At 68.1% G+C, this 17,124-nt stretch carries 14 protein-coding genes and 1 pseudogene; 9 read left to right on the plus strand and 6 right to left on the minus strand.

The window, feature by feature from the left end:
• Nucleotides 1-72: 72 nt before the first annotated feature.
• A pseudogene (locus tag QPK32_RS00410) lies at nt 73-999 on the minus strand (LysR family transcriptional regulator).
• A 96-nt stretch (nt 1,000-1,095) separates the two neighbouring features.
• Here QPK32_RS00410 and metE point away from each other — a divergent pair.
• The 5 genes from metE (at nt 1,096) to QPK32_RS00435 (ending at nt 6,602) form a co-directional block, all read left to right on the plus strand.
• Nucleotides 1,096-3,438 carry a 5-methyltetrahydropteroyltriglutamate--homocysteine S-methyltransferase gene (metE, locus tag QPK32_RS00415; protein ID WP_290410809.1) on the plus strand — a complete coding sequence of 781 codons (2,343 nt, stop codon included), beginning with the start codon at nt 1,096-1,098 and terminating at the stop codon, nt 3,436-3,438.
• 69 nt (nt 3,439-3,507) lie between these two features.
• A complete protein-coding gene (locus QPK32_RS00420; protein WP_290410810.1) occupies nt 3,508-4,542 on the plus strand; it encodes an AraC family transcriptional regulator in 1,035 nt (344 codons plus the stop codon).
• 31 nt (nt 4,543-4,573) lie between these two features.
• Entirely contained in the window at nt 4,574-5,128 is a 555-nt protein-coding gene (locus QPK32_RS00425) for a carboxymuconolactone decarboxylase family protein (RefSeq protein ID WP_290410811.1), read from the plus strand.
• Nucleotides 5,128-6,228 carry an acyl-CoA dehydrogenase family protein gene (locus QPK32_RS00430; RefSeq protein WP_290410812.1) on the plus strand — a complete coding sequence of 367 codons (1,101 nt, stop codon included), beginning with the start codon at nt 5,128-5,130 and terminating at the stop codon, nt 6,226-6,228. Before QPK32_RS00425 ends, QPK32_RS00430 begins: the two co-directional genes overlap by 1 nt.
• Nucleotides 6,225-6,602 (plus strand): ATP-binding cassette domain-containing protein, encoded by a 378-nt coding sequence (locus tag QPK32_RS00435; RefSeq protein WP_290410813.1) that lies wholly within the window; start codon nt 6,225-6,227, stop codon nt 6,600-6,602. Before QPK32_RS00430 ends, QPK32_RS00435 begins: the two co-directional genes overlap by 4 nt.
• Here the strand turns inward: QPK32_RS00435 and QPK32_RS00440 are convergent.
• Nucleotides 6,579-8,156 carry an FAD-dependent monooxygenase gene (locus QPK32_RS00440; RefSeq protein ID WP_290410814.1) on the minus strand — a complete coding sequence of 526 codons (1,578 nt, stop codon included), beginning with the start codon at nt 8,154-8,156 and terminating at the stop codon, nt 6,579-6,581. The two genes, QPK32_RS00435 and QPK32_RS00440, sit on opposite strands and share 24 nt — an antisense overlap.
• Nucleotides 8,157-8,307: 151 nt before the next feature.
• On the opposite strand from QPK32_RS00440, the gene QPK32_RS00445 reads away from it, so the two are divergent.
• Nucleotides 8,308-8,868, plus strand: a complete 561-nt coding sequence (locus tag QPK32_RS00445; protein ID WP_290411397.1) for a hypothetical protein — start codon at nt 8,308-8,310, stop codon at nt 8,866-8,868.
• Nucleotides 8,869-9,287: 419 nt separating this feature from the next.
• Here the strand turns inward: QPK32_RS00445 and QPK32_RS00455 are convergent, their stop codons facing one another.
• From QPK32_RS00455 to prsT, 4 genes are all read right to left on the minus strand, one after another.
• Entirely contained in the window at nt 9,288-9,587 is a 300-nt protein-coding gene (locus QPK32_RS00455; protein WP_290410815.1) for a hypothetical protein, read from the minus strand.
• A gap of 709 nt (nt 9,588-10,296) precedes the next feature.
• A complete protein-coding gene (locus tag QPK32_RS00460; RefSeq protein WP_290410816.1) occupies nt 10,297-10,737 on the minus strand; it encodes a hypothetical protein in 441 nt (146 codons plus the stop codon).
• A 267-nt stretch (nt 10,738-11,004) separates the two neighbouring features.
• Nucleotides 11,005-11,517 (minus strand): hypothetical protein, encoded by a 513-nt coding sequence (locus tag QPK32_RS00465; RefSeq protein ID WP_290410817.1) that lies wholly within the window; start codon nt 11,515-11,517, stop codon nt 11,005-11,007.
• A 133-nt stretch (nt 11,518-11,650) separates the two neighbouring features.
• Entirely contained in the window at nt 11,651-14,434 is a 2,784-nt protein-coding gene (prsT, locus tag QPK32_RS00470; protein ID WP_290410818.1) for an XrtA/PEP-CTERM system TPR-repeat protein PrsT, read from the minus strand.
• A 238-nt stretch (nt 14,435-14,672) separates the two neighbouring features.
• Here prsT and QPK32_RS26625 point away from each other — a divergent pair, with 238 nt between their 5' ends.
• From QPK32_RS26625 to QPK32_RS00485, 3 genes are all read left to right on the plus strand, one after another.
• Nucleotides 14,673-15,455, plus strand: coding sequence for a VPLPA-CTERM sorting domain-containing protein (locus QPK32_RS26625; RefSeq protein ID WP_290410819.1), 783 nt, complete (start codon nt 14,673-14,675; stop codon nt 15,453-15,455).
• A gap of 198 nt (nt 15,456-15,653) precedes the next feature.
• Complete coding sequence (locus QPK32_RS00480) at nt 15,654-16,436, plus strand: sensor histidine kinase (RefSeq protein WP_290410820.1); 783 nt, start codon at nt 15,654-15,656, stop codon at nt 16,434-16,436.
• Entirely contained in the window at nt 16,429-17,061 is a 633-nt protein-coding gene (locus QPK32_RS00485) for a response regulator transcription factor (RefSeq protein ID WP_290410821.1), read from the plus strand. The genes QPK32_RS00480 and QPK32_RS00485 overlap by 8 nt, the downstream gene beginning before the upstream one ends.
• Nucleotides 17,062-17,124: the final 63 nt, after the last annotated feature.

The raw sequence follows: 17,124 nt of genomic DNA on the forward strand, positions 1-17,124 counted from the left end.
TTGTCGAGAAGTCGTCGACTACTATAACCCGGGCGCGGCGCAAAGTGGCGAGATGCGGCGCAATGCCGATTCCTACAGCAGGTCGATGCCGGGCAGCGTGCGCAGCGACGTCTCGCGCATCACCTGCACGAAGTCGGCGAGATGGCTGTCGCCGGCATGGCGCTTGCGGATGGCGGCGTACAGCCTTCCCGTCAGGCCGCCGGCGCCGATGCGCTGGCGCGCCACGTAGCCGCGTTCCAGGTAGGTGTGCACGGCCCACAGCGGCAGCGCCGCGAACCCGCGCCCGCTCGCCACCAGCTGCAGCATGGCCACCGTCAGCTCCGTCGTGCGGCGCGGCGGTTCGACGCCGGCCGGGCGCAGCACCTGGCGCACCAGGTCGAGCATCTCGTCCGGCACCGGATAGGTGATCAGGGTGTGGCCGGCGAAATCGCGCGCCTCCATGTATGGCTTGTCCAGCAACGCGTGCCCGCGCGGCAGGATCGCCACGATCTCGAAGCCGAACAGCGGGTGGAACACGACGTCCGTCTCGTCCTCGTCGACGTCGGACACGATGGCCACGTCGGCCCGGTCCTGGTGCAGCAGGCCCACCGGGTCGGACTGGAAACCGGACACGATGTCCTGCTCGACATCCGGCCAGCGCAGGCGCAGCGCGTCCATCGACGGCATCAGCCAGTCGAAGCAGGTATGGCATTCGACGGCGATGCGCAGCTTGCCGCCGCCATGGCCGGCCAGGCGCGCGACGTCGCGCTCGGCCTGCTCCACGGCCGGGATGGTGGCGGCGGCCAGCGCCAGCAGGCGCCGTCCCGCGGCGGAAAACGCCACCGGCGCCGACTTGCGTTCGAACAGGGTCATGCCTTAGAACTCTTCCAGCGTCTTGAGCTGGTGCGACAGCGCCGACTGGGTCACGTTCAGCAGCGCCGCGGCACGCGAGACGCTACCCGCTTCCTGGAGCGCCAGCAGCGTGCGCAGGTGCCGTACTTCGAGGATCGAGGTGCTCATGAGGAAAATTCATCTGATCAGAAAAATAATTCGTTTGAATTATCAACGATGGCTGCCGATGATTACAAGTATCTTTCATCAAGAACTAGAATCATCATGATCAAATCTCATACTCTCGGCTATCCCCGCATCGGCGCCCAGCGCGAACTCAAGTTCGCCCTGGAACGGCATTGGCGCGGCGAGATCGACGCCGGCGCGCTGGAAGCCGTGGGCGCCACGCTGCGCGCGCGCCACTGGGCCGAGCAACGGGACGCGGGCCTGGACTACATCAGCGTGGGCGATTTTTCGTTCTACGACCAGGTCGCCGACCACGTGCTGCTGTTCGGCTGCGCACCGGCGCGCTTCGGATTCGACGGCGCCGAGACGGCGCTCGCGCGCACCTTCACGCTGGCGCGCGGCGTGGCGAGCGAGGCCGGCGCGGACGCGGCCACGGCGGCCGCCTGCGGCTGCGGCCACGCGCACAGCGGCAGCGCCAGCGGCGAGCCGGCGCTGGAAATGACCAAGTGGTTCGACACCAATTATCACTACCTGGTGCCGGAATTCGATGCCGCCACCCGTTTCGCGCTGGACCCGGAGCGGCTGCTGTGCCAGGTGGGCGAGGCCCGCGCGCTGCGGCATCCGGTCAAGGTGGCGCTGCTCGGCCCCTTGAGCTTCCTGTGGCTGGGCAAGGCGCAGTCGTCGGGCTTCGACCGGCTGTCCCTGCTCGACGCCCTGCTGCCGCACTACGCCACGCTGCTGGGACGGTTGAAGGACGCGGGCGCCGAATGGGTGCAGCTGGACGAGCCGATCCTGGGCCTGGACCTGCCGGCACCGTGGGCGCTGGCCTACGAACGCGCCTACCACCTGCTGCACGCGGCCGGCCTGCCGATCCTGCTGGCGACCTATTTCTCGCCCCTGCAGGAACACCTGAGCATGGCCTGCAAGCTGCCCGTCGCGGGCCTGCACGTGGACGCCGTGCGCGCCCCCGAGGAGCTGGTGCCCGTGGCCGACTGGCTGCCGGACCACAAGGTGCTGTCGGTCGGCATCGTCGACGGCCGCAACGTCTGGCGCGCCGACCTCGACGCCTGCCTGGCGCGCCTCTCGCCCCTGCTCGCGCGCCGCCCCGGCGCGCTGTGGCTCGCGCCGTCCTGCTCGCTGCTGCACGTGCCGCTGACGCTGGCGCAGGACGGCGCCGTCGATCCGGAAGTACGGCCCTGGCTGGCCGGCGCCGTCGAAAAGCTGGCCGAGGTCCGCACGCTGCAGCGCGCCCTGGCCGAAGGAGAACAGGCCGTGGCCGCCGAACTCGCGGCCGCCCGCGCCGCCGTGGCCGCCCGCCGCGCCAGCCCGCGCGTGCGCCGTCCCGAGGTCGCGCAGCGCCTCGCGGCCCTGTCCGCGGACGCCGACCGCCGTGCCTCGCCCTTCTCCATCCGCAGCGAACGCCAGCAGGCGCGCCTGAAACTGCCGGCCTACCCGACGACGACGATCGGTTCCTTCCCGCAGACGCCTGCGATCCGCGCCGCGCGCGCCGCCCGCCGGCGCGGCGAACTGGATGCGAACGCCTACGCCGCCGTCATGCGCGCCGAGATCGAACACGCCGTGCGCCAGCAGGAAGAACTGGGCATCGACGTCCTCGTGCACGGCGAGGCCGAACGCAACGACATGGTCGAGTACTTCGGCGAACAGCTGGTCGGCTTCGCGTTCACGGCCGGCGGCTGGAACCAGTCCTACGGCTCGCGCTGCGTCAAGCCACCGATCCTGTACGGCGACGTCGCCCGACCCGCGCCGATGACGGTGGCCTGGACCGCCTACGCCCAGAGCCTCACGCGGCGGCCGCTGAAGGGCATGCTGACGGGCCCCGTCACGATCCTGCAATGGTCGTTCGTGCGCGACGACCAGCCGCGCGCCGCCAGCTGCGCCCAGCTCGCGCTCGCGATCCGGGACGAGGTGCTGGACCTGGAGGCGGCCGGCATCGGCATCATCCAGATCGACGAGCCCGCGCTGCGCGAAGGCCTGCCCCTGCGGCGCGCGGGCTGGGACGCCTACCTGGCCTGGGCCGGCCGCGCCTTCCGCATCGCCGCCGCCGGCGTGGCCGACAACACGCAAGTGCACACGCATATGTGCTACGCCGAATTCAACGACATCCTGCCCGCCATCGCCGCGCTGGACGCCGACGTGATCACCATCGAGACCAGCCGCTCGGGCATGGAGCTGCTGCGCGGCTTCGGCGACTTCGCCTATCCGAACGGGATCGGTCCCGGCGTCTACGACATCCACTCGCCGCGCGTGCCGGATGCCGGCGCCATGCTGGACCTGCTGCGCAAGGCGCGCGCCGTGATCCCTCCAGGACAGCTATGGGTCAACCCGGACTGCGGACTCAAGACCCGCGCCTGGCCGGAGACCCGCGCGGCCCTGCGCAATATGGTGGAGGCGGCAAGGCTGTTGCGCGCGGAGGCTGCCTAAGAAGGTTTGCGCATGTCGATATGCCCGTTCATTCGGTCGCTGCGGCGCCGGCCGGGCGATGATGGCGGCATGAACAAGCTCGTTACTTCATCTGCCGGGTCCGGCGATGTCGACGTCCTGGTGCAATCGCTGATCGACGGCGTGCAGCTAGACGCCACCACTTTCCACGTCGGCCAGTACTGCGGCCGCTGGACCGCTTCCACCGCCGGCCGCGCGCTGGGCGGGTTCCACCTCGTGCTGCACGGCGGCTGCTGGCTGCACGTCGCCGGCCAGCAGCCGCTGCGGCTGGAGGCGCGCGACGGCGTCTTCATGCTGCGCGACGTGCCCCATCGCCTGGGGCCCGACGCCATTCCCGACGCCGTCCCGGGCAGCGCGATGGCGCCGCTGGGCGATCCTGCCCCCGGGGCCACGGGCCTGGCCTGCGGCTTCTTCCGCTTCCACGGCGCGCTGGCGTCGCTGGTGGTGGGCTCGCTTCCCGACTACCTCGTGCTGCGCGCGGGCGACCCGGCGCTGGCGGCCGTCGCCAGCCTGTTCGACCTGGTGCAGGCCGAGCATCCGCCGACGCCGGACACGCCGTCCCCGCTGATCGCCCGCCTCGCGGAGCTGATGTTCTTCTATGTCGTGCGCCATGCCGCGCGCCGCGCCGACATCGCGTCGGGCCTGCTCGCGCTCGCGCGCCTGCCCGGATTCGCGCCGCTGGTCGAACGCATGGTGCATGCGCCGGGCGAGGACTGGTCGACGGCGGCGATGGCCCGGACCGCGCACATGTCGCGTTCCAGTTTCTACAAGCACTTCAGCGAGGCGAGCGGCCAGGCGCCCGCGCAATTCCTGCTGGCGCTGCGCACGCGCATCGCCGCCCAGCGCCTGCACGGCGGCGAGTCCGTGGAGCGCGTCGCCGAGCAGGTCGGCTACGGGTCGTATGCCGCGTTCTCTCGGGCCTTCAAGAAGGTCATCGGCGAACAACCGGGAGCGTTCCGCCGGCGCGCCCACGCGGCCCATGCCCGAAACGCCCCGGAACCGGCAGGCGCCGTACGCGAGCTGGACGAACGAGCAAAAAATCGAGACGCGAGAGCCCAACCATCCGCGGGCAGCCGCCTACAATAACGATCATCGATTCCTTCAGCGAGCAAAGACCATGTCCCGCCTCACCGTCCATACGAAAGACAGCGCCCCGGAAGCTTCCCGTCCCTTCGTCGAGAAGGCGATCGCCAACAACGGCTTCCTGCCCAACCTGATCGGCGTGCTGGCCAATTCGCCGCAGGCGCTGCAGACCTATATGACCGTGTCCGGCATCAATGCCGAGACCAGCCTCACGCTGGCCGAGCGCGAAGTCGTCCAGATCACGGCGGCGCGCCAGCACGGCTGCGACTTCTGCATCGCCGGCCACACGGCCGTCGCATTGAAGAAGGCGCAGCTGCCCGTCGAGGGCGTGCGCGCCCTGCAGCAGGGCAAGGACACGGGCGACGCGAAACTGGATGCCGTGCGTGCCTTCGCCGAAGCCGTGATCGCGCGCCGCGGCGCCGTCGACGACGCCGCCTACCAGGCCTTCCTGGCGGCCGGCTACGGCGAACGCCAGGCGCTGGAAGTCGTGCTGGGCATCAGCCTGGCCACGCTGTGCAACTTCGCCAACACGCTGGCCGGCAGCGCCATCAACCCGGAGCTGCAACCGTTCGCCAGCGGGGCGATCTGATGAGGGCCGCCGCCGACGGCACGGCGCTCCTGCCGGCCAGCCTCGCGGCCTGGCTCGACACCCATGCGGACCGGCTCGACACGGACGCCTCGCTGGCGCCGGAAGTCGTGCCGCGGCTTGCGGACGCGGGCCTGTTCGGCATCGGCGTACCCGCGCAGTACGGCGGATCGGACGGTACGGCCGTCGACGCCATCGCGGCCATCGCAGCGGTGGCCGAACGATCGGTGACGGCCGCCTTCGTGTTCTGGGGCCAGCGCACCTTCATCGAATACCTGCTGCAGGGCGAGAACGACGCCTTGCGCGCGCGCTGGACGGCGGACCTGGTGGCGGGCCGCCAGGCCGGGGCGACGGGCCTGTCCAACGCCATGAAATTCCTGTCCGGGATCGAGTCGCTGCAGATCGACGCGGTGCGCGACGACAAGCGCGAAAACGATGGCTGGCGCCTGGACGGCGGCCTGGCCTGGATCACCAACCTGCGCAAGGAAGGCTTCATCGCCGCCGCGGCCGTGAACATGCCGGACGGCGCGCCGCCCGCCGTGATCGCGTTCACGCACGATGCTTCCGGCGCCGTGCGCAGCCCGAACCTCGACCTGCTGGCCCTACGCGGCAGCAATACGGCCGCGATCAAGCTGTCCGGCGTACGCATCGACAATGCCGACGTGATCGCGGCGGACGCGCGCGCCTGGCTGCCCGGCGTGCGCCCCGCCTTCCTCGGCATGCAATGCGGCCTGTCGATCGGCCTGGCAAGGGCCTCCCTCGACGCCGCCCAGGCGCTGGCGGGCACCGTGCGCGGCCCGCTGCCGGCACGCATCGAAGAGGCGCGCGCCGCGCTGGAAGCCCAGGCGGCGGCGCTCGCCGAGGGCGTGCTGGACGGCCGCTTCAAGTCGGCGGCGCCGGACATGTTCCGGCTGCGCATCGCGCTGGCCGCCAGCGTGCAGGGAGCCGTCATGCTCGAGCTGCAGGCCAGCGGCGGCAAGGCCTACCTGCAGCAGCAGGGCGGCGGTTTCGCGCGGCGCTGGCGCGAAGCGGCGTTCATCCCAATCGTCACCCCGAGCCTGACGCAGTTGCAGGCGGCGCTGGACAAGCTCGGCGCGGCATGACGGCGGTCCCTACCGACACGAGCGCGCTGGCCGCGCAGGACCTCTCCATCGGCTACGGCGGCCACGCGATCGTCGACGGGATCTCCCTCGCCATCGCCAGGCGGGAAGTCGTCTGCCCGCCGGGCGGCAGCGGCTGCGGCAAGTCCACGCTGCTGCGCGGCCTGGCCGGGCTCGAACCGCTGCAGGCCGGCACGGTGCGCTTCCTGGGCGAACCCTCGACGGCGCCCCATCCGCGCGCCGCCCTCGTGTTCCAGCAGGCGAGCCTGCTGCCCTGGCTGGACGTGCGCGGCAATGTGGGCTACGCGCTCGACTGGCTGGCGCGCTGGCTGCATGCCCGCTGGCTGCACGCATCACCCGCCCGCGCGCCGGACTGATGCGGCCACCGGCGCCGGCTTGATGTCGCGCGCGGCGAAATACGCCTGCAGCGCGGCCGGGTCGCCGTCCGGCTCGGCCAGCGCCACGTGACCGTCCGGGCGCACCAGGTAGACGGCGTCGCGCGCCAATCCCGCCGCGCCGCAGGCGGCGTGCCAGTCGAAGCGGCGCGCCATCACGCCGGCATCGAAGCACCAGGCCTCGAATCCCGGCTTCGGCTCGCCGTACACGTGCGCCTGCCAGGCGACGCCGTCGAAGGTCGCGTGGTTGTCCGGCCCCTCGTACCCGGTCCAGGGCAGCCGGTCGCCCCCGTGCACGCGTCCCGCCTGGCCTTCGCTCAGGATGCTGTCGCGGTAGTGGATGCCGGTCTGCGACAGTACGCGGAACAGCGTCGCGCGCACCGGCTCGATGCCGTAGGCGAGCGCGGCGACCAGCGGCGCGATCCGGGTGCGCACGACGTCGGCCAGGTTGCCCTCGGCCGTCACGACGGAGAACACGCGGTCGGTGGTCTCGACGAGCTTGCGCGCGAAGGCCATGCGCTCCCGTTCATAGCTGTCCAGCAGCGCCGCGGGCGCGCGCCCTTGCACCACGGCGGCCAGCTTCCAGGCCAGGTTGACGGCGTCGCCGATGCCCGTGTTCATGCCCTGGCCGCCGGCCGGGCTGTGCACGTGGGCGGCGTCGCCGGCCAGCAGCACGCGTCCGACCCGGTAACGGCTGCTGACCCGGTGGTGCACGCGGTAGGTGGAGAACCAGTTGACGCCGCGGATCTCGACGCCCAGCGCCTCGATGGCGCGCCGGCGCACGTCCTCGAACTGCAGCGCGTGCTCCGGCACGGCCTCCGCCGCCCCGTCCTGCTTGACGGCGCCGATCAGGCGCGCCATCGCGCGGCCGTCTTCCGGACGGGTGTAGGCCAGCAGCAGCACGAAGTCGGCGCGTTCGAACGAGGCGTGGATCTCGCCGTCCGCAGGCGGCCCGGACACCTCGACGTCGGCGACATAGAAGGTCTGGTCGTAGGTGCCGCCCGCGAAGTCCGTGCCCAGCAAGTGGCGCACCTTCGAATGGGCGCCGTCGCATCCGACCAGCCAGGCGCCGTCGACGGGCCACTCGCGCCCGTCCGGTCCGCGCAGGCAGGCGCGCACGCCCCCGTCGCCCGCCTCGACGCCGATCAGCTCCGTGCCGCGCTCGACGCGCACGCCGGCCCGTTCAAGATGGTGGACCAGCAGGCGCTCGTGGTGGTCCTGAGGATAGATGAGCACGAAGGGAAACGGCGTCAGCGCGCGGCCGGCATCGCCGAACGCCAGGCGCGCACGGCGCCGGCCCCGGACCCAGACGTTCAGGGCCGGGTTCCGCAGCCCCGCCGCTGCCACCTCGTCGGCCAGCCCGAGCTGGCGGTAGAGCTCCAGCGTGCGCGCCTGCACCGCCATGGCCCGCGAGCCGCTGCCCGGCTGCGCGTTACGGTCGACGATGCGCACCGCCACGCCCTGGCGCGCCAGCCACAATGCCAGCACCAGCCCCGTCGGGCCGGCGCCCGCGATCACTACCTCGGTCTCATCCATGCGGGCCTCGCCCGTCGTGCCGCCCCACCGGTTGACCGCGGCGGCGGGGCCAAGTTCATGGCGTATTGATGGCGCAGACGACGTATTGATGGCGCACGCTTGGGAAAGGCGGCCTTGCCTGCCGATCTGTAGAATGGAATTGCCGAATTCGATGAAAGGAACCGCCGTGAAGATCGCCTGTATTGCCTGGGGCTCGCTGCTGTGGGAACCGGGTCCGCTGAAGCTTGCCTCCGGCTGGCGGCCGGACGGACCACTGCTGCCGCTCGAGTTCGTGCGCGACAGCGACGACAGCGACGAGCTGGCGCTGGTGCTGCACGAACCGGCGCCGCCCATGCCAACCTGGTGGGCGCTGCTCGACACGACCGACCTGGACGCGGCCCGCGAAATGCTGCGCCAGCGCGAGAAGATCCGTCTCGAATATCCGCAATGGGTCGGCAGCATCCCGAATCCGCACGGCCCCGTCGACATGCGCGTGTCCGCCTGGATGTCCGACCGGGGCATCGATGCCGCCGTCTGGACGGCATTGCCTGCCAAGTTCGCCAAGGTCAGCGAACGCGCGCCCAGCCCGCACGAGGCGGTCGCCTACCTGGCCGGGCTGCAGGGCGAAGTGCGCGCGCATGCGGAGCAATACGTGCGCAAGATTCCGAAGGAAATCGACACACTGTACCGCCGCGTGTTCGAGGAGCGGCTGGGGTGGACGCCGCAGGGCTGATTGCGAAGCTTGGAACGGTTGGAAAAGCCATTCGACGTACCGCCAATAGATGAGCGAGCAGGCAAGCGAATGGAGCCGTTGATGGATGTGTGCTTGTCGCTCCTGCCGGATGCGCAATCTGCGAAAGCGTTGAAGCCAAACCAGGGTGCGCTCGACGGCCGAACACCATCGGCCGGGCCTTTCATCCGACTCGATACCTATCGTGCGATACATACTGCGATTCATTCACTGCGCAGCCAGACGCGATTTCGTAAGTGGCCGTTCGCAGTTCGTCTACCTACGATTCGTTGGGAGATGAGCTGCTGCGAGCGACGAGACGTGTACTGGAAAAGCGTTTGGGCCATGGCATCAGACGTTTGAAGAACATTTGGCTGCCGAACTACTGCGGTGTACGTCAGCTATCGACCCATTGCCGCCGTTCAGCTGTGAGATGTTCGGCATCTCGCCTGTATTGCTCGTTCCCATACTTGTTCGAACTCCTCCGCCGAGATGTAGAGGTACGCCGCTTCGGAAAGGTCTAACGTGTCCTTGGCAAGGCCGCCGTAGGTATCACTATCGTGTTGAAGGTCGTAGTGCAGCAACTCACCGGACTGGTACTGTTCAAGATGTCGAACGACTTGGCCGTCGTTGGCGACTTCAAAATACCACCACGACGTACCCCATCCATCATGTTGGTCACCGCGCGTCTCATTCCAGTGACGCTTAACGTGCTTGAGCATTTTGTTCTTCGTCTGGTGAGTGAATGTGGCTGCCCTAGTTGACCGAAATCGACCCAAAGCAGACGTTGAGAGGACTGAGCCACGGATTATTATTTATGACCAGTTCTCATGGCGCCAACCGCTGACTATTCGCTCGACTAGCAAGTTATCGTTAATGACTCCACGCACCGGCAGTGCTTCCATCCCAGGCTGCAGCTCACCAATCTTCCATTCCTTCTCTCCATCCCATAACCACCACGGGCCCTATCGACCGTCTTGCCCCTTTACCGATGCTCGAAACGTCGGAAACATTCTTAAAGATTCAGAAATCGCTTTATTTGCTACAACGTGCACAATCCCCTTACTGCAAGCCGTAGCCAGAGGAAAGAAAGTACTGAACTGTGGCTCGGCGAGAATGATTGCGCTCAGGTCTTCGGGCCTCGAAGAATGGAACCCAGGCATAACTCGTAGTAGCGCTCCGTATAACGAGTGTTTGTGAGTGAACTGGGCGTACGTCAGTCCACGAGAGGTAGCAATCTCAATGACGTCACCGATTTGTGGACGCTTTCGCGAAACTAGGAGCATTGATGGCCTCGTCGCTGATCTCTTTGCGAAATTAGACGGCTCGTGCACGTGCATCAGAAGCCGTCCGCTTCTGGCCGAGTGCCGCCATCCCTAAGCGCCGGAGCCGGAATTAGCTCGAGACAGCAGGCGATCATCGCCTCATCACTTAGATAATCTGGATCTGAGCTGGATCTGATACGAGAATTTGTGTCTGATAATAATACTTATCACTACGCTGACCATTGTTATCGAAGAACCAGATAGTCACCCGTTGAGCACGTCCCTTTACCAAGATATGCTTGCCAGTGGCGACCTTCGAAAGGTCTCCACCAAATACTGCTTCAACCTTTCTCCGTGCCGCTGGAGAGATCGCAATCGAAACGTTCCTTTGGTCGCGGTAGTCGGACTCGGAGTTGAGATAAGTGACGTCATGCTGGTTCCCGACCGCCCGCACCTGCAGGGCTACCGTTGCGAATACTGGTTGAGGTGCTGATTCTGCAGCCATTGATATGACTTGCTGTGGGCTGTTTGCAGCTTGTGGAGAAGGTGTCTGGCTAGCACAACCAGCTAAAAAAAGCCCAATGAGTAGAATACTTTTGACTGTCATCGCATCATCCTTAGCTGAGTTGTCTGTGGTGTCCGAACGCTAGTAAGCATCGGGCATGCGGACAAATTTTATAGCGAACCGGTGCGGTCAACTCTCACCAAATGTTGCTCTTTCGGTCAAAGATGGCTGAGCTACACGGGGCTGCATTAGGTTTGATCGGGTTTTCGACGACCGACCGCTGCTGGCCGAACCCGGCCGTTTGCGAAAGCATAGCGGAGTGACGTCGAGCAAAACTAACGAAGTGTCACCATCGGCCGCAACCGACCCTTAGCGGTCGTAGGACCATTCCAAGAACTCGCCGACCGTGTCCTGCGAGGTCAGCTCCAGCAATGCCTCTGCAAACTCGTGCTGACCCTTTGCGGCGGCGATAGCAGACAAGGCACAGGCCGTAAAAGCAATGTTCCACTGCTTTTCTGCTGCACTTGTCACCAGTGCGGGAATGCGTTTTAACGCATCGAAGTAACCTGCAGCTAGCTCATCGGGAACGTCGATGCTATTTTTGTGTCGGCAGATTTCGATCCACGCAGCGAAATGAAAATACACATCGGTTACACGGTCTGGCGAGCTAGCAATGGCCTCGATAACGTGTGGAACCGCTGCGAATGAAGCCGAGTACACGTCGCCTTGATGAGCAAGGGCACTCCATAGGCTGAACCACGGTTCGGAACTACCATCATCGCCGGGTAAGACCGAGAGCTGCCGAAGAAGATCAGGAATCTTAGCAGCACTGCCGTACGCATCGCGCAGCTCACCCCACCGTGGACTACTCAGTTCCAGCATCGCTTGTCCTTTTATCGAATGATGCACAGCCTACTTCATCAACGACCCCTTTTGGCCGATGCTTGACGTTCAGCACGGCTCAGTTTGACCGGCTGCTGCCTTCACAGCAGCTAGACGCTTCGCTCAGGCATTCTCAGCCCCCCGCTTTCAGCTTGTCGCTCAACCGGCGCGCCTCCTCCGCCTGCGCGAACTGCATGTCGCCCGCCAGCACCGCATCGAGCTCCTTGCGCGCCGCGTCGCGCTGGCCGGACGCGGCCAGCGCGGCAGCCAGGTGGTAGCGGATCGCCTGGGCGTCCGGCGCCATTGCCTGGGCCTTGCGCAACAACCCCACGGCGCGCGCGGCCTGGCCCTGGTCGACGAGGATCCAGGCCAGCGTATCGATCACGTTCGGCTGCGCCTGCGCCAGCTTGTAGGCCGCCTCCGCGGTCGGCAGCGCGCGCGCGTCGCCCAGCTTCTGGTAGGCGAGCGCCAGGTTGTTCAGCGCCACCACATTATCGGGCGCGCGCTGGACCAGCGCCTCCAGCTGGCCGGCGGCGCGCTTGACGTCGCCGGCGGCCGACCAGGTCTGGGCGCGGTAGGCCAGCGCCCGCTGGTCGTCCGGATGGGCAGCCAGCCAGGCCGCCAGGCGCTTCTCCGCCTCGGCCTCGCGGCCCGTCAGGCGCAGCGCATGGTCGATCTTGATCGCCAGTTCGCTCGTCGGCGCCAGCGCTGCGGCGCGTTCGAAGGCGGCCAGCGCGGCGGCCGGCTGGCGCTTGGCCATCAGGATGTCGCCCTGCAGGTGGTAGCCCGCGGAACCCTTCGGATGCAGGCGCTGCATGCGCTCGGCCTGCATCAGCGCCAGGTCGTACGACCCCTTGCGCACGTAGAGTTCCGCCAGTTGCAACTGGGCCGCGGGGAAGTCCGGCTGCATCGCCAGCACGCCCTTCAGGTCGGCCTCGGCCTGAATGGGATTCTTCATCAGCACGCGCAGCGCCGCCACCTGCATCAGCGCCTGCGCCGAACGCGGCAGCGCCGCGGACAGGCTCTTGTAGCTTTCCAGCGCACCGTCCATGTCGCCACTGGCCAGCTGCGCCTTGCCGAGCAGGTCGAGCAGGTCGATGTTGTCGGGATGGGCCACCTGCAGCTTCCTCGCCAGGTTCAGCGCCTTTTCCTTCTGGCCCGTGCGCAGGTACTGGGCGCTCAGGTTGACGTTGGGGCCGATCGCCTGCGGGTCGATGGCGGCGGCCTGTTCCAGCCAGCGCGTGGCGCCGGCGCTGTCGCCCTGGTGCTCGGCCAGCGTGGCCAGCGCCGACAGGCCCGACACGCTGTTCTTGTTGTGGCTGGCAAAGTCCAGCATGTGCTGGCGCGCGCGGTCCTGGTGGCCGGCCCGCAGTTCCAGGTCGACCAGGCCGGCGGCGGCCTCGAAGCTGCGCGCATCCAGGGCCAGCGCCCGCTCGAACGCGGCGCGCGCGGCCTCCTCCTTGCCGCCGGCGGCCAGCACGCGGCCCTTGAGCGTCTCGACGCGCGCATTGTCCGCATGGCGCCGCTCCAGGTCCTGCACGGCCTTCATCGCGGCGTCCACGTTGCCGAGCTTGAGCTGGGCGCGCACCAGCGCTTCGCCGGCATCGGTCGTGGTCTTTTCGAGCGCGGCGGCCGCCTCCAGTTCGCGCAACGCCTGACCGGTGGCCCCTGTCTGCAGGCGCGACAGGCCCAGCGCAGTACGCAGCGAGGCGGAACCGGTGTCGAGCGCGCTCGCCTTCGCGTACAGGTCGGCCGCCTCGGCGAAGCGGCGCGCGCGCATGTTCGCCTCGGCCGCCAGCGCCAGCACCTGCGGGTCGTCGCTGCCCGCTTCCAGCTGGGCGCCGATGACTTCGCGCGCCTCGTCCGCGTGGCCCGTGCCCAGCAGCGCAGACGCCAGCATCTTGCGCGCGTGGAGGTTGTCCGGATTGCGCTCCAGGTAGTGGCGCAGGTGGTGCTCGGCCAGGTAGTAGTTCTCCAGGCGCAGGTCGACGGCGCCCGCCAGCAGCACGCTGGGCATGTGGTTGGGCGCGGCCTTGAGCAGCCGGTACAGCCCGTCGCGCGCGGCTTCCGGTTTGTTGCGCGAATAGTCCAGCAGCGCCTGCGTGTACAGCACCAGCAGGCTGCCCGGCTGGGCCTTGGCCGCCCGGTCCAGTTCCGCCTGGGCTTCGGCATACCGTCGCAGCCCGATGGCGAGATAGGCTTTCTCGACCCGCGCGGTGCGGTGCTGGGGGCTGATCGCGAGCACCTGGTCGTACAGCGCCAGCGACTCTTCCGGGTGGGCGCCGGCGCGGGCCAGGTCGGCCTTGAACATCAACGCGTCGGTATTGCGCGGATCCTTCTCCAGCACGCGCGCCGCGTACTCGGCCGCCGCCGCGGCATCGCCCTGGACATAGGCCAGGCGGCCCAGGCCGATGGTCGCCTCGGCCTGGGCCGGCGCGGCCCGCAGCGCGGCCTGGTAGGCGGCCCGCGCCTCGTCGCGCCGGCCCAGCGCCAGCAGCGCGTCGCCGCGCGCGGCCAGCAAGGCCGGCGGCGGGTTGCTCATGACCGTGTCGTCCAGCGCCTTCTGGTGCTGGCCCTGCAGCACCAGGCTGGCCGCCAGCAGCGGCATGGCGGCGGCCGGCGGGTAGCCCAGGCGCAGCGCCTGGCGCGCCTCCTTTTCCGCCGTGATGCTGTCGCCGAGATCGAGATGGGTGCGCGCCAGCAGGTAGCGGGTCTGCGCATCGTCCGGCGCCGCCTGGGCCGCGTTCTTCAGCACGATCAGCGCCTCCCGGAACTCGCCCTTGCGCTGCATCTCCGCGGCCTGGGCGCGCGCGGCCTCGGGCGATTGCTGGCTGCAGGCGGCCAGCGCCCCGGCCAGGCAGGCGGCAAGGAGGCGCGAGGCGACGGGACGGGAACGCAGGAAGGACGGGAAGGACATGAGGCGCATCGCTGAAAGGAATGCGACATTTTCAGTTGGCAATAGCAAATCTGCAAGTGGAATGTCGCCAACAGGACGGGCCTCCCGACCAAGGCCGACGACGCGCACGAAAAAACGACAGGAAACCTGCGGTTAAATAATTGATTTACAAGTTACGTTTATTCATGGCATGATTCCGCGCAAACACAAGTACTTAACACTAGAAGTTAAAAGAACTATTCGTCCAAAAGGGGTTCCCGTGAAACCATTCACCAGGCTTGTGGCGGCAGCCGCGCTGGCGCTGGGCATCGGCCAGGCCAGCGCCGGCGAAATCAGAGACACCGGCGCCAACGCCTATTGGGGCGGCAAGGGCTACGGCGCCGATGTCATCGGCAGCAGCACCTACGACATCCAGAGCGCAACCATCACGCGCGTGGGGTCGGTCCTGACGATCGTCGTCAACACGAATTTCGCCGGCCACGCCGGTGCCGACGCCGGCATCGTCTCGACCAAGGGCATCGGCTACGGCGACGTGTTCCTGTCGGACGTGTGGAACCCGTACGGCAGCGATGCCCACCACCAGAACGACAAGGCGTCCAACGGCACCAACTGGGACTACGCGCTGTCGCTGGACAACCGCTACAACAACAAGGGCGGCACCTTCCAGCTGCTGTCGCTGGACGGCACCAACACGCGCGACATACTGACCCCGAGCAGCTACCTGAACAAGTGCACGCTCGACTGGAACTGCACCTACCGCGACGGCGCCGCGGTGGCAGCCAATACCGCCTCCAGCACCGTCAAGTCGACCGGGCTGACCGGCACCTGGAGCGTCGCCAAGGACGATTCGCTGACCTTCAAGATCGACCTGTCGGGCTCGGAACTGCTGAACTGGGACTCGTTCGCGATGCACTGGGGCGAGACCTGCGCGAACGACATCATCGAAGGCATCACCTCGGTCAAGGTGCCGGAGCCGGCCAGCCTGGCGCTCGTGCTGCTGGGCCTCGGTTCCTTCGCCGCCATGCGCCGCCGGCGCGGCTGATTCCCGGCTCCTGCCTCACGACGCCCGCCGGCCTGCCAGGTCCGCGGGCGTTGTCATTTGCAGCGCCATCATGCTTAGGTATGAGTCGCTATCCGTTTGTATAACTAGACTGTCAACGCTGCTTTCCCGACAATGCAACCATGACGCATACGGCCGTCCGGCCGGCGCGGACACGGTTTCAATGCACGAGGAGCCCACATGAGCAGCCATTCCACACCCTTCGTCCCCGCCCCCGCGCCCATGGCGCTCGGCCAGTTCGCAGCCTCGGTCGCGCACGAGGTCGACCAGCCGCTGGCGGCGATCGCGCTGCACGCCCAGGCCGCGCTGCGCGCCATCGAGCGTGCGCAGGCGCCGGTCCAGGCCCAGGTCGGCAATGCCTTGCGCGCGGTGCTGGAAGCGTCGGCGCGCGCCAGCGACATCGTGCGCAGCATGCGTTCGCTGGCCGGCCAGGGCGGGCTGCAGGACGCGCGCAGCGACTGCCGCATCGACCTCGCCGTCGACGAGGTGCTGGGCGCGCATGCGGATGCCATCGCACGCCTGGGCGTGACGGTGGAGGTCGCGATCGCCCGTCCGGCGCGGCGCGTGGCGGCCAGTCCCGTGCAGCTGCGCCAGCTGCTGCGCAACCTGGTGGCCAATGCGCTCGACGCCCTCGCCGACGCTCCGGCCGGCCGTCGCCGGCTGCGCATCGCCGCGGCGCTGGACGGCGCCGGCATGCTGGCCGTGACCGTCGAGGACACGGGCAGCGGCATGGATCCCGAACAAGCGCGCCGTGCCTTCGACCCCATGTTCAGCACCAAGGCGCACGGCATGGGCCTGGGACTGGCGATCTGCCGCGCGATCGTCGCGGCGCACGGCGGCCGCATCTGGCTCGAAGCCGCGCCCGAGCAGGGATGCGCGGCGCGCTTCGCCCTGCCCTGCGGCGCCGCGCGTCCCGACGCGCGCGCCACCGACCACCTTAGCCTGGAGGCCTGCCATGATTGACGAACGCCCGATCTCGCTGCTGATCGCCGACGACCACCCGCTGATCCTGGCCGGCCTGGCCGCGATGATCCGCGAGGAGCCCGGCCTCGCGCTGGCCGGCCAGGCCGCCGACGGCCCCTCCGCCGTCGAACAATACCTGCGCCTGCGCCCGGACGTGATGCTGATCGACCTGAACATGCCGGGCGGCGGCGGGGTCGAGGCGATCCGCCGGGTGCGGGCGGCCGTGCCGGACGCCCGCATCGTGATCCTGACCACCTGGGAAGGCGACGAGGACGTGCACCGCGGCCTGCTGGCCGGCGCCAGCGCCTACCTGCTCAAGCAGTCGACGCTGGAACAGGTTGTGCACTGCGTGCGCCAGGTGGCCGCCAACCGCCGCTACCTGGCGCCGGGCCTGGCCGAGAAGCTGGCGGCGCGCGTGCCGGCCAACCGGCTGTCGCGGCGCGAGCTGGAAATCCTGACGCACCTGAGCTCCGGCCTGTCGAACAAGATGATCGCGCGCGCCGAGAACATCGGCGTGGGCACCGTCAAATACCACGTCAACAACATCCTGTCCAAGCTGAACGTCTCCTGCCGCACCGAGGCGGCCTGCGTGGCCCTGCGGCGCGGACTGATCCACCACCACTGACGGCCGCCGGCAAGCGCCACACGCACCGCACGACCGGGTCCGCCGGGCGGCAAGCGGCACGGG

Origin of the sequence: Massilia sp. YIM B02763, from assembly GCF_030412015.1 — a bacterium.
Lineage (GTDB): Bacteria > Pseudomonadota > Gammaproteobacteria > Burkholderiales > Burkholderiaceae_D > Telluria.

Excerpts from the sequence above, each read along its gene's own strand:
- metE (WP_290410809.1), top strand. The coding sequence starts at position 1,096 with ATGATCAAATCTCATACTCTCGGCTATCCCCGCATCGGCGCCCAGCGC.
- QPK32_RS00420 (WP_290410810.1), top strand. The coding sequence starts at position 3,508 with ATGAACAAGCTCGTTACTTCATCTGCCGGGTCCGGCGATGTCGACGTC.
- QPK32_RS00425 (WP_290410811.1), top strand. The coding sequence starts at position 4,574 with ATGTCCCGCCTCACCGTCCATACGAAAGACAGCGCCCCGGAAGCTTCC.
- QPK32_RS00430 (WP_290410812.1), top strand. The coding sequence starts at position 5,128 with ATGAGGGCCGCCGCCGACGGCACGGCGCTCCTGCCGGCCAGCCTCGCG.
- QPK32_RS00435 (WP_290410813.1), top strand. The coding sequence starts at position 6,225 with ATGACGGCGGTCCCTACCGACACGAGCGCGCTGGCCGCGCAGGACCTC.
- QPK32_RS00440 (WP_290410814.1), bottom strand. The coding sequence starts at position 8,156 with ATGGATGAGACCGAGGTAGTGATCGCGGGCGCCGGCCCGACGGGGCTG.
- QPK32_RS00445 (WP_290411397.1), top strand. The coding sequence starts at position 8,308 with ATGAAAGGAACCGCCGTGAAGATCGCCTGTATTGCCTGGGGCTCGCTG.
- QPK32_RS00455 (WP_290410815.1), bottom strand. The coding sequence starts at position 9,587 with ATGCTCAAGCACGTTAAGCGTCACTGGAATGAGACGCGCGGTGACCAA.
- QPK32_RS00460 (WP_290410816.1), bottom strand. The coding sequence starts at position 10,737 with ATGACAGTCAAAAGTATTCTACTCATTGGGCTTTTTTTAGCTGGTTGT.
- QPK32_RS00465 (WP_290410817.1), bottom strand. The coding sequence starts at position 11,517 with ATGCTGGAACTGAGTAGTCCACGGTGGGGTGAGCTGCGCGATGCGTAC.
- prsT (WP_290410818.1), bottom strand. The coding sequence starts at position 14,434 with ATGTCCTTCCCGTCCTTCCTGCGTTCCCGTCCCGTCGCCTCGCGCCTC.
- QPK32_RS00480 (WP_290410820.1), top strand. The coding sequence starts at position 15,654 with ATGAGCAGCCATTCCACACCCTTCGTCCCCGCCCCCGCGCCCATGGCG.
- QPK32_RS00485 (WP_290410821.1), top strand. The coding sequence starts at position 16,429 with ATGATTGACGAACGCCCGATCTCGCTGCTGATCGCCGACGACCACCCG.